Here is a 19,715-nt window from a genome sequence, read left to right as displayed (position 1 = left end):
GCCCGCGACATGGGCGAGCGCGGCGGAGCGGTCCGGCAGATACCGGGCGCGCCGCCCGATCACCACCGCCAGCTCCACCTCCCAGTCGGTCTTCTCCCCGCCCGGCGGCAGCAGCAGGTCGTCGTGCGGGCCGACCAGGGTGGACGGCGCCTTGCTCGAGACAATCGGCTCGTCCGGCAGCGCCAGGCCCGCCTCGGCGGCGTGCATGCGGTAGTTGAGCCCGATCGACAGCAGGTGCCCGCCGGGACGCACGGGCGGCCCGACGCGCTCGGCGGCCGGGTCGACCGCCGGCAGCCCGGCGGCCTCCCGCTCCAGCCGTGCGCCCAGCTCCCGCAGCGCGTCCGGGTCCAGGGCCGCGCCCGTCCAGTCGGGCACCCACGCCGACAGGTCCCGCACCACCCCGCCGGGGCCCACCGCGCAGGGCCGCTCCTCGCCCGGCGCACCGATCCGCAGCAGCCGCATATCAGCCGACCGCCCGGGTGTCCTCGAGGTACTTCTCGAAGAAACGGGTCTCGTCGTCGGTCAGCCGCCGGGGCCGGCCCGCCCGGTAGTCGAACGGCGCCATCGTGGTCGAGGCGGTGGCGTACACGGTGTCGCCGTCCTTGACCGCGTAGTCGATGGTCACCGTCGCCGACTGGAGGTCGGAGACCCACATCTCGATCTCGACCGGCTCGTGCCGGTGCACCAGCTGCCGCCGGTAGCGGATCGTGTGCCCCACCACCACCGAGCCGTCCCGGAAGAAGGCGTCCCCCTCGGTCGGCGCCATCCGGAAGACGAAGTCGACCCGGGCCTCCTCCAGATAGCGCAGGAACGACACGTTGTTGACGATCCCGTAGACGTCCATGTCCGACCAGCGGATCGGGCAGAAGTAGCTGTGCCGCGCCATCCCTCAGCCCCCCTCGGCGGGCCGGGCGGCGGCCGGGCCGAAGGCGCCGGTCCGCCGCTGGAACGCGGCCACGTAGTCGTCCGCCGCGATCGGCGCCCGCAGCAGCTCGGGCGACAGGTTGAACCCGTCGGTCAGCGTGTCGGCGTACGGCCGGATCTCCGCGCACAGCGCGTCGGCCTCCACCGGCAGCCGCTCCACCTGCTCGGCCGTCAGCACCCCGCGCGCCAGGAGCCAGTCGGCGGCCCGCCGCACCTCCGTCAGCCCGTACAGGGCCGCCAGCAGGCCCAGCGCCGCCCGCGCGGTCTCGTCCCGCGCCGCGTCCACCGCCGCCGTGAAGCACTCCAGCGCGATCCGCACACCGCGCGCCCGGGCCATCTCCAGACCGGAGTTGATCGTCCCGTTCCACGCCTCGAAGTACGTCCGGTCCCCGGAGTCGTCCGCCATGGCCGCCCGGGCCGCCCGGAGCAGCTCCCGCTCCCGGTGGCGCAGCGCCGCCACCAGGAACGCCGGGTCCCGCAGGCTCCGGCCCCGCGGGTCGGGGGCGGTGTCCGGCTCCGCGCCGTCCTCCGCCCCGTCGCCGCCCCGCGCGATGATCTGCCCCGCCGTGGTGGCCAGCAGCACCTGGTTGTCGCCCTCCGCGGTGACCAGGCCCTGCAACAGCGAGCCGTAGTCCGCGATCCGGTTGACGCTGAAGATGCCCTGGGCCCCGCAGCGCTCCCGGCAGGTGGCGACCACCTCGGTCATCTCCCAGGTGGCCAGCGCCTTGGTGATCGACACCAGGTCGCCCAGCCCGGCCGGCACCGCATCCCGCGGCGCGCCGGTGAACTCCCGCTTGGCGTGGTTGAGCAGCAGCGTCATCGCGTACGTTTTGGCCAGCGCGGTGAACAGCGCGAGCTGGTGGCTGCGGTACTCGATGACCGGCAGGTCGTTGCGGCCCGGCGCGTTGGTCAGCCGCCGCGCCGCGTACCGCAGGGCGATGTACACGGCGGCCCGGCCCGCGCCCGTGGCCGCGCTGGAGACGCACAGCCGACCGGGCAGAATCCGGCTCATCGCGCGCAGGAACCGCTTCCGCTGGTTGCCGGCGGCCGGGCGGAACACACCGTTCTCGTCGAAGCCGCCCATGTCGCCGTGCAGCAGGTTGCGGCGCGGGACCCGCACATGGTCGAACCAGGTGAGGCCGTTGTCCAGGCCCTGCACCGGCTTCTCCGGGCACGGCGCCGCGTGCACCCCCGGACGCAGCCCGTCCCGGTCGCTGATCCGGACCAGGAACGGGAACACCCCGTGGTCCCTGCCGTCCGCCTTCAGCCGGGCCATCACCACGGCCAGCTTCGGGATGTCCTGGAACCCGCTGTACGACATGTACTTCTGCGCGAGCGCGTCGGGGGTGTTCAGCACGAACGTCCCGGTCCCCGCGTCGTACACGGCCTCGGTGCGCAGCGCGGCCACGTTGTTGCCGTAGCCCAGCTCGGTGGCCATGTACGGGCTGAAGGAGTCCAGCCGGTCCAACTCGTCGAACAGGTCCTTCAGATCGTCCCGGGCCCCGTGTTCCACGACCGTGCCGAAGGCCAGGTTGTAGTGCACCATCAGCAGCGAGAACGTGGAGACGTCCACCAGCGACGGCCACTCGGCCAGCGCGAACAGCCGCCACGGGTCCGCCAGGATCTCCCGTGGCCGCTCCAGGCCGGCGTGCACGGCCCGCGACCGCTCGTAGGCCAGCCTCCCGGCCTCGGCCATGGTCAGCCCCTCGCGGGGGTCGAACACCGGGTCCAGCAGCAGCTCGTGGAGGTCCTGGTGGGTCTGCTCGTACCTGCCGTCGAAGAGCAACCGGGACAGGTCGGCCGAGACCGGCGGGGTCATCTGTGGGTCCTTTCCTGCGGTTCGGTTCGTGAGGACCGGCGGAAGGGGGCGGGCCACCACGGTCAGCCGGCCGCGATCAGCAACGCGGCGTTCTGGCCGCCGAAGCCGAAGGAATTGCTCAGTGCCACCTCCACGCGGCCGCCTCGGGCCGCGCCGTGCACGACGTCCACCTCCACCCTCGGGTCGACCTCGGTGGTGCTCGCCGTCGGCGGGATCACCCCGTGGTGCAACGTGAGGGCGGCGAACGCGGCCTCGATGGACCCGGCCGCGCCGAGCGGATGTCCGGTGACCCCCTTGGTGGAGCTGACCCGCACGTCCGGCCCGGCCACCCGGTGGATCACCCCCGCCTCGACGACGTCGCCCTGCGGTGTGGAGGTGCCGTGGGCGTTGACGTACCCGATGTCCCGGCCGGTCAGCCCGGCGTCCCTGAGGGCCGCCCGCACGGCCAGCTCGGCACCCTTGCCCTCGGGGTGAGGGGAGGTGACGTGGTGCGCGTCCGCGGAGGCGCCGTACCCGACCACCCGGGCCACCGGCCGCACGCCCCGGGCCCGCGCGCCCTCCTCGGACTCCAGGACGACGATCCCGGCGCCCTCGCCGAGCACGAAACCGTCGCGGCCCGTGTCGAACGGGCGGGACGCGGTCCCAGGGTCATCCAGCCGCCGCGACAGCGCCCGCATCCTGGCGAACGAGGACAGGTACAGCGGAGTGATCGGCGCCTCCGCGCCGCCGGCCACCACCACATCGGCCACCCCCGACCGGAGCAGCTCCCGGCCCAGGCCGATCGCGCTCGCCCCGGCGGCACACGCCGTGCACGGCGCCAGGCAGGGCCCATGGGCGCCGATGTCGATCGCCACCTGGCCCGCCGCCATGTTCAGCAGCCCCATCGGCAGGGTCATCGCGGACACCTCCGACGGCCCCTCCTCGAGCAGCACCCGGTGCTGCTCCTCCAGCGTCGTGGTGCCGCCCGCGCCCGAGCCGAGGATCACGGCCACCCGGGAGCTGTCCGCCCACCCGCCGGGGGCGAGCCCGGCCTGGGCCAGGGCCTCGCGCGCGGCGACGAGGGCGAACTGGGCGTAGCGGTCCCACTGCCAGGCGCCGCGCAGCCCCAGACCGGCCGGATCGAAGTCGGGCACCCGGCAGGCCATGGTGACCGGCAGGCCGTCCAGGTCGGCGTGGCACGCCGCCGTCGGCTTCCCCTCGACCACCCGGTCCCAGTTCTCCTTGACCCCGATACCGGCGGGCGTGACCAGCCCGATCCCGGTGATGGCGGCGGCGAAGCCGGTCATCGGACCGCGGCGCCCTTCTGCTCGGCCAGGGCGATGATGTCCCCGACGACGGCGATCTCGGCCAGCTCCTCGTCGGTGATCACGATGCCCAGGCGTTTCTTCAGCGCGGTGGCCAGCTCGATCTGCGACAGCGAGTCGAGGCCCAGGTCGTCGAAGGTGGCGTCGGGCACCACCGTCGCGGGGTCGAGATCGAAGCGGGCGACGAAGACCTCGACGACGGAGTCGTGCACGGAACTCATGGCGTTTCCTCCCGGAACAGGTAGGGCGGAACAGGTGGAACAGGCAAAGAACGTGGCTCAGTTGACGGGTTCGGCCTCGACGTCCGGCCACAGCAGCGTGGTCGAGCCCCAGGACAGGCCGGCCCCGAAGGCGGACAGCAGCACCCGCTGGCCCGCCGCGAGGAGGCCGCGGGCGGCGTAGTCGTTCAGCAGCAGCGGCACCGACGCCGCCAGGGCGTTGCCCACCCGGTCGATGTTCACCGCGACCCGCTCCTCGGGCAGCTCCAGCTCCTCGGCGACCGCCCGCACGATGCGGATGTTGGCCTGGTGGCCGACGAACCAGTCGACGTCCGCCACCGACCAGTCCACGCGCTTGAGGACCGTCCGCGCCGACTGCGTCATCCGCGCGACGGCCTGGGTGTACAGCGGACGGCCCTCCATCCGCAGATACCAGTCCGCGGTCGTCACCGTGTCGTGTCCGAGCCCGCCGTCCGCGGAGCGCTGCCGCGAGCCGCCGGCCGGGATGGCCAGCAGGTCGGCCAGCGCGCCGTCGCTGCCGAGGTCGAACGGGCCCAGCGCGCCCGGCTCTTCCGGCTCGCCTCGGCGCAGTACCACCGCGCCCGCCCCGTCGCCGAAGATCGGCGCGGTGGTCCGGTCCCGCTGGTTCACCAGCGTGGTGAACGCCTCCGAGCCGATGAGCAGAACGGTGTCGGCGGTGCCGGAGTCGATCAGGCCGGAGGCGGTGGCGAGCCCGTACAGGAACCCGCTGCACGCCGAGGTCAGGTCGAAGGCGGCCACCGTGCCGAGGCCCAGCCGGGCCGCGACCTCCGGCGCCACCGCCGGGCACAGCCGCTCGGGCGAGGTGGTCGCCACGACCACCGCGTCCACCCCGGTCACCCCCGCCGAACGCAGGGCCCGGGCCCCGGCCGCCACGGCCAGGCCCCCGGTCGACAGCCCGTCGGCCACGACCCGTCGCTCCCGGATCCCGGTCCGGGTGCGGATCCACTCGTCCGTGGTGTCCAGTGTGCGCGAGAGGTCGTCGTTCGTGACCACCCTGGGTGGGAGAAAGCCCCCGATTCCCGTGAGCACCGCCGTCATCGACTCACCCTCCTGATCGCCGCCTTTCACGGCCTGGCGTGGCGTTGGACCAGGCTTGCCGACGCCTCGTCAGGGGGTCAATTGGCCCTTGGTACACCCGGCGTGGCGGTGTACCAAGGGCCAATTGCCCCGCTTGCGGCCCGGTGCGAATCTCGCCGACATGACCACGACACCTTGTGATCTCGCGGGGCTCCTCCCGGCCGACCGGTTGATCACCGACCCGGCCCGGCTGGCCTCCTTCGCCCACGACGAGGCCGCCGGCGCGCCGTACGCCCTCCCGGCGGCCGTGGTGCGGCCGCGCGACACCGGCGAGGTCGCGGCCGTCGTGGCGTACTGCGCCGAACGCGGGGTGCCCGTGGTCGCCCGCGGGGCCGGCACCGGCCTGTCCGGCGGCGCCAACGCCGTGGAGGGCTGCGTGGTCGTCTCCTTCGCCGCGATGGACCGCGTCCTGAGCATCGACCCGGACGAGCGCCTGGCCGTGGTGCAGCCCGGCGTCGTCAACGACCACCTGCGGGCCGCCTGCGCGGCCAAGGGCCTGTGGTACCCGCCCGACCCGGCCAGCGCCCCGTGGTCCACCATCGGGGGCAACGTCGCCACCAACGCGGGCGGGGTGTGCTGCGTGAAGTACGGCGTGACCCGCGACTACGTGCTCGGCCTCGAGGCGGTCACCGGCCGCGGCGAGGTGGTCCGGCTCGGCCGGCGAACCGCCAAGAGCTCGGCCGGCTTCGAACTGGCCGGCCTGCTGGTGGGCTCCGAGGGCACCCTGGGCCTGGTCACCGAGATCACCCTGCGGCTGCGCGGCGAGCGCGCCCAGGAGCACACCGTCGTCGGCTACTTCGACGACCTGCCGAGCGCCGGCCGGGCCGTCGCCCACGTGGTGGCCGCCGGTGTCGTCCCCAGCGCCCTCGAACTCGTCGACCGCTACTGTCTGCGCGCCGTCGACGAGTGGAAGAACATGGGCCTCACCGACGGCGGCGACGTGCTGCTGCTGGCCCGCTGCGACGCCCCCGGAGCGGCCGGCCTCCAGGAGGCCGACACGGTCCTGGCCTGCTTCGAGGCCGCGGGCGCCACCTGGAGCGCCCGGTCCGCCGACCCGGCCGAGGCGGACGCCCTGTTCGCCGCCCGCCGGCTGGTCTACCCCGCGCTGGAACGCCTGGGCATGGTCCTCAGCGAGGACATCTGCGTCCCCCGCACCCTCGTCCCCGAGATGCTCGCCCGCCTGGAGCGCACCGCCGAGAGCAACGGCGTACGCATCGCGAGCCTCGCCCACGCCGGGGACGGCAACCTGCACCCGATGCTGGTCGTGCCGCGTGGCGACGAGCGGCAACTGGCCCGGGGCCGCGAGGTGTTCGAGGAGGTCGTCGACCAGGCGATCGCCCTGGGCGGCACGGTCACCGGCGAGCACGGGGTGGGCCTGCTGAAGATGCGCGGCCTGGCCAGGGAGCTCAGCCCGGCCGTGGTGGACCTGCACCGCGGCATCAAGCGGGTGTGGGATCCGGCGGGCATCCTCAACCCGGGGAAGGTCTTCACCGCCTGACGCCCGCCGGTCTTCACGGGGAGCGTGGCGGAGCCGGGCGGCGGCGCGGGAGGAGCGCGGCCAGGGCGACCCCGGCCAGGACCGCCGCCCCCGCCGCGGCGTAGGCGGTGTGGACGCCCCGCGCCCCGGCCAGGGCCGGCAGCGCCCCCTTCGCCGCGCCCAGGGAGACCCGGTTGGCGGTGGTCAGCAGGGTCTTCATCCGGCCGCGCATGCGCTCGGCGGCCAGCAGCGACACGAAGGTCACGGCCAGCACCCCGACCACGTTCGTCGCCGCTCCCTCCAGCACCTTGGCGGCGAAGGCCACCGGCGGCGAGGTCGTCACGGCGGCCGTCAGCAGGCAGCCGCCCAGTAGCAGCACCGCGCCGGTGGCCACGGCGGGGATGCGCTCGGGCCGGCCCAGGCGGCCGGAGGCGATGAGGGCTGCGGCGGCGGTCTCCCCGACGAGGGCCGCGGCCCCGTAGGGCCCGGCCCACACCTGGGCCGGCAGCCCCAGGCGTTCGTCGACGTAGGCGACGTAGAGGGTATCCTTGGCGCCCCAGGCGACGCCCGCGACGGTGTACAGCGTGGCCGTGTAGAGGGCCAGGGGGCGGCCGTGCAGATAGCGCAGGCCCTCGTGGAACTGGCGGGTCACGCCGGCTCCGGTGCGCGTGGCGGTGGCCTGGGCCGGCAGGCACAGGGCGTGGAAGGCGACGGCGGTGGCGGCGAAGGTGGCCGCGTCCGCCACGAACACGGCCGGCCCCAGCGTGCCGGCGAGGAAGGGGCCGGCGGCGACCCCGGCGGCGGTGGCCAGCCGACCGGTGAGCGACATCGTCCCGCTCGCCTTGGCCACGGGCACGCCGGCGCGGGCGGCGGCGGCCGGCAGGAGGCGGGCCAGGGACCCGGAGAGGGCGACCTCCCACGGGGTGCGGACGGCCAGGACCAGGGCGTACCACCAGGCTCCGTAGTGGAGCATGAGCGCGGTGAGGGCGGCCAGCACCGTCGAGGCGGCGACCAGGGCGCGGCGGGCGTCGTGACGGTCCACCAGGACGCCGATCCAGGGGGCGCACACGACGGTGGCGACCAGCGGGATCCCCTGCACCAGCCCGAGGGCGGGTACGCCGGAACGGACCGTCACCAGGTAGGCCACGGCGGCCGCGTTGATCCCCGAGCCGGCCAGCGACACCGCCTGGGCCGCCACCAGCACGCGCAGCCCCGTCATCGCGGCGGCCCGCCACGGGCGGGGCGGCCGGCGAGGCGGGAGGCCGCGTGGGCGGTGGCGGCGCGGACGGCCTCCCGGGCGGGCAGGCGCCGGCCGTGCAGCGCGTGGGCGAGGGCGGCGGTGAAGGCGTCGCCCGCCCCGGTGGTGTCGGACACCGGGCCCACGTCCACGGCCGGGGTGCGCCAGCAGTCCGCGTCGTCGGGGGTGAGGGCGAGGCTGCCGTCGGCGCCGAGGGTGAGGACCAGCAGGGAGGCGCGGGAGCGGGACCGCAGCGCGCGCAGGAAGCCGGGCAGGTCCCGGCCCGCGAGGCGCTCGTGGCTCATGACGAGGGTGTCGGCGGCGAGGAAGTCCTGGTCGTACGGGTGGTCGGGGCCGCGCACGTCCTGGAGGTCCACCACCACCGGCACGCCGAGGCCCCGGGCGGCGGGCAGCAGCGGGCGGGAGAAGTCGAGGTTGCCCAGGACGCACACGTCCGCCCCGGTGGCGGCGGTGCGGAAGGCGGCCGGGTCGACGGAGGTGGCCAGGGCCCCGCCGAGGTCGGTGTTGACCTCGCGGCGGCCGGTGGTGTCCACGAGGACCACGGATCGCGGGGTGCGGTCCAGGGCCCGGGTGCACAGGCGGGTGCCCACGCCCAGGCGGTCCGCCGCGGCCAGCACCGCCCGCCCCGGCGGGTCGTCGGCCAGGGGCGCGAGCAGGTCGACGGCGGCCCCCAGCCGCGCGAGGGCCGCGGCCACGTTGAACCCCACCCCGCCGACCGCGTCCTCGATCCGGCCGGGCAGGTGGCGCGCGGGGCTGTACGGGTGCGGGAAACCCTCCACCGGCAGCCGGGTCTGCTGGTTGGCGATGCCGGCGACGACGGCCCTCATCCGCTGCCCTCCAGCGCCCGTTCCCGCGTCTCCCGCTCCTCTCCCTCCCGCGGGCCCGGTGCGGCCAGGTCGAGCAGCTCGTACAGTGCGCCACGGGTGCGGTGCGCGGCCTGGCCGGGGTGGCTGACGAAGCGGGGCGCGAGGTCGGCGAGGTCCGGTGGCACCCCGGCGGCCGAGGCGAGTTCGAGCGCCCGGGGCAGTGAGGGCTCGGTCAGCTCGGGCGTCATGGCGCGCAGCGCGTCCACCGGGGACCCGGGGGTGACGGCACCCGGCCCGGCGGGGACGGCCACCATCGGCCTGGGCCGCAGGGCGAACCGCAGCGCGAGCGAGCCGAAGTCGTACACCGCCAGGTCGGCGGCCGCGTACGCGCCCATCCAGGACTGCCACGGCGGGACGAGGCAGACCGTCTCCGGGGCCGCGGCGAGCGCGCGGGCGAGAGGGGGGCGGGGGCGGCCGCGCGGGCCCCAGTTGTGGGGGTGCGGCTTGAGGACCACGCGGACGTCCCCGGGCAGCCGGCGGGCGCTCCTCAGCAGGGCGGGGCCGTGCCACGCGAGCATCCCGGCGTCGCCCCAGGTGGCCGAGAGCAGCACGAGGAAGTCCTCGGGGGCCACGCCCAGCACGGCCCGGGCGGTGGCGCGGCGCGCGAGGACGGCGAGGAACTCGTCGGTCTCCAGGTCGCCGACGACCCGTATCCGCCCGGCGAGCCGGGGGGTGATGTCCTCCGCCCGCTGCCGCCCTTCCTCGCTCGCCTCGAACATGGCGGTGTAGATGGGCTTTCCCGAGCGCAGGACGAAGTCCGGGCCGTAGGTGAAGTCCTGGCCCAGCGCCAGCTTGCCCGCGCCCACCCCGTGCGGGACGAACACCCGTGCCGCGGCCCGCGTGAACAGGTGGGCCCCGCCGTGGTTGCCGAAGAGCGCCAGGTCCCACGGCTCGGCGGCCGCGGCCTCGAACGGCACCAGGGGCAGGCCCCAGCGGTCCGCCTCGGCCTCGCAGCCCCGCCCGAAGCGGTCCGGGGCGAGCGTCGCGGCGAAGGACAGCCGGCCGTCGCCCGCCAGCAGCCGGTGCACCCGGCGCAGCGTCCGCAGGGAAACCCGGTTGTGGACGACGTAAAGGACGGAACGCGCCTTCTCCGTCGAGCGGGCGGACGGAATTCCGGCGCCGGGGGATAAACCCACGCGTGTTCCTCTCGATGCCAGGGTGATCGGGCGAGAAGGCAGAGGTTACAACAATCACGCGATGCGGGTTCGACTCCGTTGCCTTTCAAGGAATTTCGGGTGACGGAACTCCGGGGATTTTCCGGTGCCGTTTATCGATACGCGCGCGATTCCGGACATCGGCGGATGTCGTTCGAGTGTTTCGGGTTTCGGGGGGTGCCCGGCCGGGACATCATGAGTGGGTGGTCGCTCTCATCGTCGTCGTCTTCGTGCTGGCGGTGGCCTGCTTCACAGCCGCCGCGCGTACCTCCCCCGCCCCGACGGGCGACGCCGTCCTCTCCCGCCGGACGGGATGGCTGCTCTACGGAGTCGTTCTCGTGGGCCTGGGCCTCTATCTGGTGAACGTGCGCCAGGAGCGGACGTGGAGCGACGACGAGGTCGGGGCGGTGGCGCGGGAAGCGGCCGAGGCGGTGGACGGAGACACGTACAGCAGCGCCTACGCCCTCCGTGACGCGGTGGATGACGCCCTGCGGCGCGCGGCCGAGGGCAAGGGCGCCTGGGAGGATCTGCGGGTGCACGACCGGGGGCTGGACTTCACAGTCTTCGCCGAGGAGGACGGACCCGCTCACTGCATCCGGGTGACCACGAGCAAGGCCACCGTGGTCTCTCCGGGATCCCTCGGTTCGGAGGCCAGGACCACCGAGGGGGTCCGGGCGTCCGCCACGGTCTCCGGCGGACGGTGTCAGCCGCACGCCGGCAGCTGACCCCTGTCGTAGAGCCAGAAGTTGACCCGCCGGCCCGCCACCGGCCTGCCGTCCGCCGCAGACCCGTGGGCGGGTCACTCACCGCCGGCGGTGAGCCTGGCGACGACATCGTCCATGTCGAGGTGGCGGTGCTCGGTGCCCGGCGGCACCATCACCTCGGTCTGCCGCAGGAAGGCGCCGACCGCGGAGGCCTTGACGTCCAGGAGCGCCACCCCGGCGCGTGGCCGCAGGAGGATGCGGAGCGCGTCGGGATGGCGGTGGCGCTGCGGGATCACCACGATGTCCCCGATCCCCGCGGGCCGGCGGAGCCCCTCCGCGAGCAGCGACCGGGCGAAGAACCAGTCGACGGAGAACGGGGTGGGCCTGCCCAGGGACAGGCACACGGCATAGGGGTCCGCCCTGTCGTACCGCAGCTCTCCGGGCAGCGGCACCGGCGGTGCGCCCGGGACGGTGACGTGGACGTCCACCGGGAAAGTGATCGAGAGTCCGTCGTGAGCACGGGACGGAGGGTGTCCCATCATCGCCCCCTGTCAGCGGCTGTTGGTGCGGTTCGGTCGGTCGGTCGGCCCCGGCTCTGCGGCAGGTGCCGAGGACGACCGTACGGCGGACCCGAGCGGACGGGTTGCCGAGGAGCGCACGTGGAATTGTCCGGTGAGGAACCGTCGTGTCCGCTGCTCAGCGGGTGGGCGACACGGGGTCGCCCGGGTCCGGGACGACGGCCCCCTCGGCCGTGTCGAAGGCGTGTGTCACCTCCGGCCGGGTGCCCGGGGCGAGCAGGCGGCGCGCCTGCTCCTCGTGGCGGCGATCGGTGGCCGTGAGCCGGCTGTGGTGCTGGGCGAGGTGTTCCGACCAGGAGGCGACCAGATAGTTCTCGATGAACCGCGCCGGGTCGTTGCCGTCCTGGTAGAGGCCCCAGGTGAGGGCCCCGGTGCGGCGGCGCGAACGGGCGACGCGGCCCATGCGGGTCACGAACTCGGCCCGGTGCTCGGGGGCGACCCGGTAGGCGACGGAGACCAGCACGGGGCCGTGGGCCGGCCCGGGGTCGAACACCAGCGGGGGAGTGGGCCAGTGGTCGGACGGCGACGGGTCGATGCCCTCCGCGTCGTACAGCGGCCACAGGCGGACGCTGGCCACGCCGAGCAGCATCAGGAGGCTGCCGATCAGCAGGGCGGTGCCGAGCCCGAGCCACCCGGCCAAGGCCCCCCACAGCGGCGCCGCCAGCGCCTGCCCGCCCTGGAAGACCAGGAGGTAGACGGCGAGCCCGCGAGCCCTGACCCAGCCGGGAAGCCGTGTCTGTACGGCCGCGTTGAGGGTGGACAGCACACCGATCCAGGCCACACCTGCGGGCAGCAGCGCGAGCGTCACCAGCCAGGGGATCCGGACCGTGGCCAGCACCGCCAGCACGCAGGCGAAGACCAGGGCGCCGCCGCCGAGTACGCCGCCCGCGCCGACGGCGCGGCGGATCCGCGGCAGGGCGAAGGCCCCCGCCACGGCGCCCACCCCCACCGCGCCCAGGAGCAGCCCGTACCCGCCCGAGCCGAGGCCGAGGGACCGGCTCGCGGTCAGCGGCAGCAGCGACCACAGGGCGGCGGCGCCGGGGATGAACAACACCGTGCGCAGGAGGACCCGGCGGACGCCCGGCGCGTTCCACACATAGCGGCGGCCGGCGTACAGGGCGGCCAGCGCCTTCTCGCCCCCGGTGACGGGGCGGGCCGCCGCCGGGCGCCGCCAGAACACGAGCACACCCGCGATGCCCAGGTAGGAGGCGGCGTTGAAGGCGAAGACCCACCCCGAGCCGGCCGCCGCGACCACCGCTCCGCCGAGCGCCGGCCCGAGGGCCCGGGCCAGGTTCACATTCACGGCGCCGAGCGCGGCCGCCTGGGACAGCCGGTCGCGTGCCACCAGTTCCGGCTGGATCGCCTGCCACGCCGGGCCCATCAACGCGGTGCCGCAGCCCAGCAGGAAGGTGAGGGTGAGCAGCAGGGCCGGGGTGAGCGCGCCCGTGAACGCCAGCGCGGTCAGCGCGCAGGACACCGCGAGCATCGCGAACTGCGCGGTCAGCAGCACCGAACGACGGTCGAAGCGGTCGGCCAGCACACCGGAGGGCAGGGCCAGCAGCACGACGGGGAGACTCGAAGCGGTCTGGACGAGGGTCACCAGAGCCGCGTCGTGCCCGATCAGCAGCCACTGGGCGCCCACCGTCTGCATCCAGCTGCCGATGTTGGAGACCAGCTGGGCGATCCACAGCGCCCGGAAGACGCGCGCCGCGAGGGGCGCCCAGGCGGATTCCGGCTTCGGGGTCGTTCGCGGTGATGGTGCGGGGCTCATCCTGGTCCATGCGGGTGTGCGTTGTGGATGCCATGGCTCTGGCGGGCGGTGGTCGGCGCGGTGCGGCGGGCGCGGTCGGCCCTGAGGCCGCGGTCGCCCTGAGACTACGAACCGCGGCCCGGAGGCGTTGCCTGACAGCGCACGGGTCGTGGTCCCGTAGCGCAGCGCGCCAGGGCGGGCCGGAGGCGGCCCCCGCCCCTGCGATCCTCACCCGTTCCCGGGAAAAGTGGTTGCACTCGCTTCCGCCCGTGGGCAGGGTGCCGTGGTGGTTCCGGCCAACACGTGGAGGAGAAGACACAGTGCCCCGGCCCTCGATCGAAGAACACCAGGTGACCGACCGCGAGAGCGGCCCGTACGCGGTCACGGCCGGCCCGGACGGCGCGCTGTGGTACACGCAGGTCCACAGCAGCCGGATCGGCCGGCTCACCCTCGCCGGTGAGCGGACGGACCACCCGCTCGGGCCGGACCGCGGGCCGACGATCATCACGCCCGGCCCCGACGGCGCCCTGTGGTTCACCGAATACCGGGCGCACCGGATCGGCCGCGTCACGACCGCCGGGGTGATCGACGAGTTCCCGCTGCCCACTCCCGACTGCGGCCCGTTCGGCATCGCCCAGGGGCCCGACGGCGCCCTGTGGTTCACCGAGACCACGGCCGACCGCATCGGCCGGATCACCCCCGGCGGGCAGGTCACCGAGTACGAGCTGCCGGTCACCGGCGCGTTTCCCTCCGCGATCACCGCGGGCGGCGACGGCGCGCTGTGGTTCACCCTGAACCAGGCGAACGCCATCGGGCGGATCGACACCGCGGGCACGGTACGACTCCACCCCCTGCCGACGGAGGCCGCGGCACCGGTGGGCATCACCGTGGGACACGACGGCGCGCTCTGGTTCGTCGAGATCGCCGCCGGTCAGATCGGCCGCATCACGACCGAAGGCGACATCACCGAATTCCCGCTGCCCGACCGCCAGGCGCGGCCGCACGCCCTCACCACCGACGCCGAGGGCGCCGTGTGGTTCACCGAGTGGGGCGGCAACCGCGTCGGGACGATCACCCCGGACGGCAGGGTCAGCGAGTACGACCTGCCAACCCCCGGCAGCGAGCCGCACGGCATCGCCCTCGGCCCGGACGGCGCGCTGTGGACGGCGCTCGAGATCGGCGCCCTCGCCCGTATCGCCCGTATCGGACGGTGAGGCCTCTCGCCCGTATCGGACGGTGAGGCCTCCGCGCGGGGCGCACGCCGCGCGCCCCGCCCCGCCGGGGCCTCACGAAATGCGGAGTGACTCGGTCCGTTAGCCTGTGGCGGTCATCGCGCGGAAACCCATGGCAGAGGACCCGAACAATGCGCCACCACGTATCAGGACTTGGGCGAATGGTTGTCTCCTCGGCCGCGCTCGCCGTCGCCCTTACCGCCTGCTCCGGTTCGGGATCCACGTCCGGGGGCGGAGGCCGGGGCGGATCGGATTCCACGGGCGAAAGCGCCGCCGCCGAGGACGAGTCGTCCACGTCGGCCGGCGTCATCTCCCTCACAGCGGCGCGGGGAGTCCTGCTCCACTACGCGAAGGTCAACAACGAGGCCAACGCCGTACCGGACCCGAAGAAGATCGCCCAGGTGGAGGGCGGCGCGCTGCTCCAGCAGAGTCAGGCGACCTTCACCCAGTTCTCCGCTTGGTCGGAGAAGGAACAGAATTCCTACAAGGTTCCCTTTTACTACCCGGTCGAGGGCGCCCACTTCTACATTCCCCGCAAGGGCGCCCAGAGCGTCTTCTGGGTCGACACCCGGGTCACCGGCAAGAACATCGGCAAGGACCGCCGGCGGCTGATCGCCTTCAAGCGCGACAAGAGCGGTCAGGGCGCCGCCTGGAAGGCGGTGGCCGTCGGCGAGCTCGGAAAGAAAACGCCGGAGATCCAGCGCGACGGCGACGGATTCGCCTCAGTGCTGGGGGCGTCGGACCGGGTGGGAAACACCGAGCTCGACGATCTGCGCGGGCTGTCCCAGGACTTCTACCTGACCGGCGGCAAGAAGGCGGGCAGCAGATTCACGGACACCTCGGCGGTGAAGGACTGGAAGAGGGATTACGCGAAGCGCGCCGACTTCCCCGACGGCTGCGTCAACGGCACCTACAACCCGGGCCGCACCGCCGCCGAGACGGTCTACGGCCTCAGGACCACCGACGGCGGCGCCGTGGCCCTGTACGACTTCGGGGTCGACTACGTGAACTGGGCGAAGACCGACGGCCTGCAGTGCGAGGCCGTCATGCGCATCGACAACATGCCCGCGGTCACGGACATCTACCTGGACGGCAGGACCACCTCGACCCGCCTGACCCGCTCCGACTCCCTGATGGCCATGGCCGTCGTCCCGCCGTCCGGCAAGCGGGTCCGCGTGACCGGGTACAGCTTCCAGCTCATCAACGCCAAGGGCTAGCATGTCGATCTTCCGCATCGGTGAGCCCTGAGGAGTGCCAGTGAGCCGCCACCTGGTTTCGATCGTCACTCCCGTGCACGGGCCCGCCGTGTCCCTGCTGCCGGAGGCATACGAGTCGATCCTCCGGCAGGAACTCCCCGACGGCTGGGAGTGGGAATGGCTGATACAAGAGGACGGCGAAGGCGTCCACGCCGCCGCGCACCTCCCCGGCGGCGACCCCAGGATCTCCATCGACTCCTCGCGCCGCGGCGGCCCCCAGGTGGCACGCACCATGGCCTTCGCCCGCAGCTGCATGTCCGGGGAGAGCGAGTACATCAAGGTCTTCGACGCGGACGACCTGATGGCGCCGGGCGCGCTCGCCCGGGACATCGACATCCTGAGCCGTCGTCCCACCGTGGGATGGACCACGTCGCGCGCGCTGGACCTGCTTGCGGACGGGTCGACCGTGGGCTTCGACGGAGACCCCGAGCGAGGCGTCCTCCCGGCCGGCAGCGTCTGGCGGTACTGGCAGGACAACAAGCGGGCGCAGGTCCACCCCGCCACGCTGTGCGCCCGCCGAGAACTCCTGCTGGTCCTCGGCGGGTGGATGGCGTTGCCGGCGTCCGGCGACACCGGTCTGCTCCTCGGCCTCGACGCCCTGGCCGACGGCTGGTTCCACGACGAGGTCGGCCTTCTCTACCGCAAGCACCCCGACCAGATCACCCAGCACCCCTCCCACTCCCAGGGACCGGAGTGGGAGGCCCGCATGCACATCATCGAACACCACACCCGCGCCCTCCGCGACATGCTGCGCCCGCGCGGGCAGGCCTGTTCCACCGCCCCATGAGGGACCGTCAGGGGAAGGTCAGGGTCCGGGCGAGCAGGGTCACCAGCACGAGCACCGTGGGGAACAGGGCGAGGAACATGGCGAAGGTGTAGCCCATGATGTCCCGCGCCTTCAGACCGAGGATCGCGAGGGTGGGAAGCATCCAGAACGGCTGGAGCAGATTGGCGCTGGCTTCGCCGAGGTCGTACACCACGACCATCCACCCCTGGTTCACATGGAGCTCGTTGGCCGCCCCCAGGACGTAGGGCGCCTCGACCACCCACTTGCCACCGCCGCTGGGCACGAACACCCCGAGCACACAGCTGTAGATGGCGATGAGGGGCGGATAGAGGTACTCGTTCGACACCGACACCAGCCAGTCCGCGATGGTCTGGTGCAGCCCGGTGAAGGCGATCATCCCGAAGATGCCGCCGTACAGCGGGAACTGCAGCAGCACACCTGAGGCGGCCGGCGCCCCCTCCTTGAAGGCGCGGGCGAGGTGCACGGGCCGCCAGTGCAGGATGAGGGCCAGCAGGATCAGGATCAGATTGACGGTGTTCAGGTCCAGCGCGTTGAGCGGGTTGCCCTTGGCCTGGGCGAAGTGGCGGACGAGATACCACACGCCCAGAACGAACAGCGCGATCGTGAGGGTCGGGCTGAACTCGACCCACTCGCCGGGGCGGCTGCGCCGGGAGTCCGGGCTGTTCGTGCGGAGTCCGGGCCCGAGATCGATGCCGAGGCGCTCCGCGGTCATCGCCCGCTCAGGCGACGGGGCCAGGAACCAGGCCATGGTGACCGCGACCGCGAAGACCACCGCGGTGGCCACCACGCCCTGCCAGAGGAAGATGGTGTCGGTCAGGGGAATGACCCCGCTGCCACGCCCCTCGGCGATGATCTCCTGTACGGCGGCGGGGCTGGACACCGCGCTGGCCACCTGGAGCGCGGCCGACCCCGACAGGCCCTGGGCCCACACCGTGCCGAGGCCGAGGAAGGCCATAGCCCCGATGGCGCGGTAGTCGACGCCGGCCAGCCGGCGGGCGATCTCCTTGGCGAGGATGGCGGTGAAGACGAGGCTGAAGGCCCAGTTCACATACGCCGTGGCCATCGCCACCGCGGCGGTGAACGTGATGGCGCCGCGCGGGGTCCGGGGCAGGGCGGCGAGCCGGACGATGAGGCGGGCCATCGGCGGCGAGACCGCGACCGCGTAGCCCGCGATGACGATGATCGCCATCTGCAGGGTGAACTCTATGAGCGACCAGAACCCCTTGCCCCAGGCGTCCACCAGGCCGAACCCGCTGGTCGCCTTCGGGTCGCCCGGCGTGCCGAGCAGGCTCTCCCCCGAGACCAGCCCCAGGCCGAGCACCACGAACGTGCCGATCAGAACGAAGCCGAGAGCGTCCGGCAGCCACTTCTCGGAGAAGCGGGTGAACCGCAACGCCAGCCGGGCGAGCCAGGTCTCCCCGCCGCCGTTCACCTCCGCTTCCGACGTCTTGAGGGGGTTCGTGGTCATACGGATCTCCTGTTCGTTCGGGTTCACCCGGCTTCGCGCGCCTTCCCGGGCCCGTGAGTGTGGTGCTGTCACGGCCCGATCCATGGCGAGGCAGGGCGCGCAAGATACTGATGGGGGGTGATCGAACGAGGCAATAGGGGCACCGCACACCGGTTTCCGCCGGACCATGTGGGAGTTGCCCATGAGCGATCACCAGAGGGGGCGGCCATCCGCAGGGGGCGTCCGAGCAGACCACTTAGTCCAAATATGGGAAGCTGGTTTGTTTGCTTCATCCAGCAGACCAGTGTTGGTACCCTAGGCGGCATGACGAGCGTGGAGGACACCAGGGCGGGGGCCGCCGTCTCGCAGACCTACCGCCAACTCAGTGACGCGCTGCGCCGCGGGGTCTATCCAGCCGGAAGTCGGTTGCCCGGGGAGCGCGATCTCGCCACGACCCTCGGGGTCAGCCGCTCCACCCTGCGCCTGGCCCTGGGCAAGCTCGCCGAGGAGAACAAGCTGGAACGCTCGTCGCAGCGCGGCTGGTTCGTCCGCCGCGATGTTGTCGGCGAACCGCCGAGCACCCTGCAGAGCTTCTCCGAGATGGCGCGCGCCCGCGGGCTGCGCCCGCAGTCCGAGGTGCTGCACCGACGCGTCCGCCCGGCCGCCTTCGAAGAGGCCGAGCAGCTGGCCATCGCCCCGGCCTCGCGCGTCCTCGACCTGCGCCGGCTGCGCCGCCTGGACGGCGTGCCGGTGTGCGTGGACTCCAGCGTGGTGGTACTGGCTCTCGCCCCCCGGCTGGCCGAGATCGACCTCACCGACCGCTCGCTGTACGAGACCCTGGAGCAGGACTGCGGGCTGCGGATCGCCCGCAGCTCCTACACCGTCCGCGCGGCGGCCGCCGACCCGGCCACCGCGGAGCTGCTGGACATCGAGCCGGGCGCGCCGGTGCTGATCGGCGAGGAGCTGACCTACGCCGACGACGGCTCCCTGATCCTGGCCGGCCGGATGGTCTACCGCAGCGACGCCTACCGCTTCCAGGCCGACCTGTTCCGCCCGATCCGCTCCTGACGCGGCCTCGGCCGGGGCCGCGGTGGCCGCGTCAGGTGGCCAGGAACTCCCGGGGCGGCATGGTCGCCGTCACCCGAGCCGACACGGCGTCGGCCACCTCCCGCTCGTGCAGCGGTACGCCCCCCTCGGCGAGGGCGTCCAGCAGCGCTCCCGCCACGGGTGGCAGCGAGCCGCGCAGCGGCACCGCTCCGGGAACGTGGGCGGGCAGCTCGGCGAGGAGTGCCTCGGCGACCGGGGAGTCCTCGGCCATCAGCACCGAGCCGGCCAGTACGACGCTCACGGGCCGGTCGGCCCGTGTGAGGCCGGTGCGCCGCGCGGCCACCCCGGCGTACTGGGCGAAGCGGGCACCTTGGGCGCGGATGATCTCCACGGCCACCGGGTCGCCCGCCGCGGCCACCGCGGTGACCACCCGTGCGCAACTGTTCCGCTCCTGCCCCGTGGCATGGCCCTCCCGGCGCGTCAGCCAGTGGTTGAGGGCGGCCACCGTGGGCTTGCCGTAGTGGGTGAGCAGGGCTTCGGTCAGGGCGGTCGGCGGTCCGAGTTCCAGTTCGGCCAGGAGGACCGCCCGGAATGCCTGGTTCGCCAGGCCGGTGGCGCCCATGGCGTGCTGGCTCCACCAGCCCATGTCCCACAGCTTGCCGTCGGGTCCGCGGGCGGCGATGGCCGCCGCCGTGCCGCCGGTGACCGAGATGCCGACGCCGCCGGGATCGCCGCAGCGGATGGCGGCGTAGCC

18 protein-coding genes and 1 pseudogene are annotated in these 19,715 nt (G+C 73.6%); 6 read left to right on the top strand and 13 right to left on the bottom strand.

Annotation, left to right across the window (positions count from 1 at the left end):
- The 6 genes from BBH68_RS35400 to BBH68_RS35375 form a co-directional block, all read right to left on the bottom strand.
- A partial coding sequence (locus BBH68_RS35400) for a fumarylacetoacetate hydrolase family protein (protein WP_174589132.1) occupies nt 1-462 on the bottom strand: 462 nt, incomplete at its 3' end.
- 1 nt (nt 463) lies between these two features.
- Nucleotides 464-886, bottom strand: a complete 423-nt coding sequence (locus tag BBH68_RS35395) for an acyl-CoA thioesterase (RefSeq protein ID WP_065967885.1) — start codon at nt 884-886, stop codon at nt 464-466.
- A gap of 3 nt (nt 887-889) precedes the next feature.
- On the bottom strand, nt 890-2,743 hold the full coding sequence (locus BBH68_RS35390; protein ID WP_065967884.1) for an acyl-CoA dehydrogenase family protein: 1,854 nt from the start codon (nt 2,741-2,743) through the stop codon (nt 890-892).
- 62 nt (nt 2,744-2,805) lie between these two features.
- Nucleotides 2,806-4,029, bottom strand: a complete 1,224-nt coding sequence (locus BBH68_RS35385; RefSeq protein ID WP_065967883.1) for a beta-ketoacyl-[acyl-carrier-protein] synthase family protein — start codon at nt 4,027-4,029, stop codon at nt 2,806-2,808.
- Nucleotides 4,026-4,268 (bottom strand): acyl carrier protein, encoded by a 243-nt coding sequence (locus tag BBH68_RS35380; RefSeq protein ID WP_065967882.1) that lies wholly within the window; start codon nt 4,266-4,268, stop codon nt 4,026-4,028. Before BBH68_RS35380 ends, BBH68_RS35385 begins: the two co-directional genes overlap by 4 nt.
- A 57-nt stretch (nt 4,269-4,325) precedes the next feature.
- A complete protein-coding gene (locus tag BBH68_RS35375; protein ID WP_174589131.1) occupies nt 4,326-5,345 on the bottom strand; it encodes a beta-ketoacyl-ACP synthase III in 1,020 nt (339 codons plus the stop codon).
- A 160-nt stretch (nt 5,346-5,505) separates the two neighbouring features.
- On the opposite strand from BBH68_RS35375, the gene BBH68_RS35370 reads away from it, so the two are divergent.
- Nucleotides 5,506-6,882 carry an FAD-binding oxidoreductase gene (locus tag BBH68_RS35370; RefSeq protein ID WP_065967881.1) on the top strand — a complete coding sequence of 459 codons (1,377 nt, stop codon included), beginning with the start codon at nt 5,506-5,508 and terminating at the stop codon, nt 6,880-6,882.
- 13 nt (nt 6,883-6,895) lie between these two features.
- On the opposite strand, the gene BBH68_RS35365 is transcribed toward BBH68_RS35370, so the two are convergent.
- From BBH68_RS35365 to BBH68_RS35355, 3 genes are read right to left on the bottom strand one after another with little or no spacing between them, the layout of a single operon-like run.
- Nucleotides 6,896-8,080 (bottom strand): MFS transporter, encoded by a 1,185-nt coding sequence (locus BBH68_RS35365; RefSeq protein WP_076971228.1) that lies wholly within the window; start codon nt 8,078-8,080, stop codon nt 6,896-6,898.
- A complete protein-coding gene (locus tag BBH68_RS35360) occupies nt 8,077-8,946 on the bottom strand; it encodes a carbohydrate kinase family protein (protein ID WP_065967879.1) in 870 nt (289 codons plus the stop codon). The genes BBH68_RS35365 and BBH68_RS35360 overlap by 4 nt, the downstream gene beginning before the upstream one ends.
- Nucleotides 8,943-10,121, bottom strand: coding sequence for a hypothetical protein (locus tag BBH68_RS35355; RefSeq protein ID WP_065967878.1), 1,179 nt, complete (start codon nt 10,119-10,121; stop codon nt 8,943-8,945). Before BBH68_RS35355 ends, BBH68_RS35360 begins: the two co-directional genes overlap by 4 nt.
- A gap of 221 nt (nt 10,122-10,342) precedes the next feature.
- On the opposite strand from BBH68_RS35355, the gene BBH68_RS35350 reads away from it, so the two are divergent.
- Complete coding sequence (locus tag BBH68_RS35350; RefSeq protein ID WP_065967877.1) at nt 10,343-10,864, top strand: hypothetical protein; 522 nt, start codon at nt 10,343-10,345, stop codon at nt 10,862-10,864.
- 74 nt (nt 10,865-10,938) lie between these two features.
- Here the strand turns inward: BBH68_RS35350 and BBH68_RS35345 are convergent, their stop codons facing one another.
- Nucleotides 10,939-11,331 (bottom strand): SsgA family sporulation/cell division regulator, encoded by a 393-nt coding sequence (locus tag BBH68_RS35345; RefSeq protein WP_245738460.1) that lies wholly within the window; start codon nt 11,329-11,331, stop codon nt 10,939-10,941.
- Nucleotides 11,332-11,539: 208 nt separating this feature from the next.
- Complete coding sequence (locus BBH68_RS35340) at nt 11,540-13,192, bottom strand: MFS transporter (RefSeq protein WP_065967876.1); 1,653 nt, start codon at nt 13,190-13,192, stop codon at nt 11,540-11,542.
- A gap of 299 nt (nt 13,193-13,491) precedes the next feature.
- Between BBH68_RS35340 and BBH68_RS35335 the strand changes: the two genes are divergently transcribed.
- From BBH68_RS35335 to BBH68_RS35325, 3 genes are all read left to right on the top strand, one after another.
- Nucleotides 13,492-14,385 (top strand): Vgb family protein, encoded by an 894-nt coding sequence (locus tag BBH68_RS35335; RefSeq protein ID WP_076971231.1) that lies wholly within the window; start codon nt 13,492-13,494, stop codon nt 14,383-14,385.
- Between the two features lie 179 nt (nt 14,386-14,564).
- Nucleotides 14,565-15,620, top strand: coding sequence for a DUF8094 domain-containing protein (locus tag BBH68_RS35330; protein ID WP_065967875.1), 1,056 nt, complete (start codon nt 14,565-14,567; stop codon nt 15,618-15,620).
- A 40-nt stretch (nt 15,621-15,660) separates the two neighbouring features.
- Nucleotides 15,661-16,446 carry a glycosyltransferase family 2 protein gene (locus BBH68_RS35325; RefSeq protein ID WP_079151412.1) on the top strand — a complete coding sequence of 262 codons (786 nt, stop codon included), beginning with the start codon at nt 15,661-15,663 and terminating at the stop codon, nt 16,444-16,446.
- A gap of 7 nt (nt 16,447-16,453) precedes the next feature.
- Here BBH68_RS35325 and BBH68_RS35320 read toward each other — a convergent pair whose 3' ends face one another.
- Entirely contained in the window at nt 16,454-17,935 is a 1,482-nt protein-coding gene (locus BBH68_RS35320; RefSeq protein ID WP_065967874.1) for a short-chain fatty acid transporter, read from the bottom strand.
- A gap of 303 nt (nt 17,936-18,238) precedes the next feature.
- Between BBH68_RS35320 and BBH68_RS35315 the strand changes: the two genes are divergently transcribed.
- Nucleotides 18,239-18,982 carry a GntR family transcriptional regulator gene (locus BBH68_RS35315; protein ID WP_065967873.1) on the top strand — a complete coding sequence of 248 codons (744 nt, stop codon included), beginning with the start codon at nt 18,239-18,241 and terminating at the stop codon, nt 18,980-18,982.
- A gap of 31 nt (nt 18,983-19,013) precedes the next feature.
- Here the strand turns inward: BBH68_RS35315 and BBH68_RS42410 are convergent.
- Nucleotides 19,014-19,715, bottom strand: a pseudogene (locus BBH68_RS42410) (hypothetical protein); the annotation flags it as partial.

This window comes from Streptomyces sparsogenes (assembly GCF_001704635.1).
GTDB classification, from domain to species: domain Bacteria; phylum Actinomycetota; class Actinomycetes; order Streptomycetales; family Streptomycetaceae; genus Streptomyces; species Streptomyces sparsogenes.
The sequence above is the reverse complement of the archived record's forward strand: the minus strand, read 5'-3'. Positions and strand labels throughout refer to the sequence as shown.

Coding starts and splice junctions, on each gene's coding strand:
- BBH68_RS35395 (WP_065967885.1), bottom strand. CDS start 886: ATGGCGCGGCACAGCTACTTCTGCCCGATCCGCTGGTCGGACATGGAC.
- BBH68_RS35390 (WP_065967884.1), bottom strand. CDS start 2,743: ATGACCCCGCCGGTCTCGGCCGACCTGTCCCGGTTGCTCTTCGACGGC.
- BBH68_RS35385 (WP_065967883.1), bottom strand. CDS start 4,029: ATGACCGGCTTCGCCGCCGCCATCACCGGGATCGGGCTGGTCACGCCC.
- BBH68_RS35380 (WP_065967882.1), bottom strand. CDS start 4,268: ATGAGTTCCGTGCACGACTCCGTCGTCGAGGTCTTCGTCGCCCGCTTC.
- BBH68_RS35375 (WP_174589131.1), bottom strand. CDS start 5,345: ATGACGGCGGTGCTCACGGGAATCGGGGGCTTTCTCCCACCCAGGGTG.
- BBH68_RS35370 (WP_065967881.1), top strand. CDS start 5,506: ATGACCACGACACCTTGTGATCTCGCGGGGCTCCTCCCGGCCGACCGG.
- BBH68_RS35365 (WP_076971228.1), bottom strand. CDS start 8,080: ATGACGGGGCTGCGCGTGCTGGTGGCGGCCCAGGCGGTGTCGCTGGCC.
- BBH68_RS35360 (WP_065967879.1), bottom strand. CDS start 8,946: ATGAGGGCCGTCGTCGCCGGCATCGCCAACCAGCAGACCCGGCTGCCG.
- BBH68_RS35340 (WP_065967876.1), bottom strand. CDS start 13,192: ATGAGCCCCGCACCATCACCGCGAACGACCCCGAAGCCGGAATCCGCC.
- BBH68_RS35330 (WP_065967875.1), top strand. CDS start 14,565: ATGGTTGTCTCCTCGGCCGCGCTCGCCGTCGCCCTTACCGCCTGCTCC.
- BBH68_RS35320 (WP_065967874.1), bottom strand. CDS start 17,935: ATGACCACGAACCCCCTCAAGACGTCGGAAGCGGAGGTGAACGGCGGC.
- BBH68_RS35315 (WP_065967873.1), top strand. CDS start 18,239: ATGACGAGCGTGGAGGACACCAGGGCGGGGGCCGCCGTCTCGCAGACC.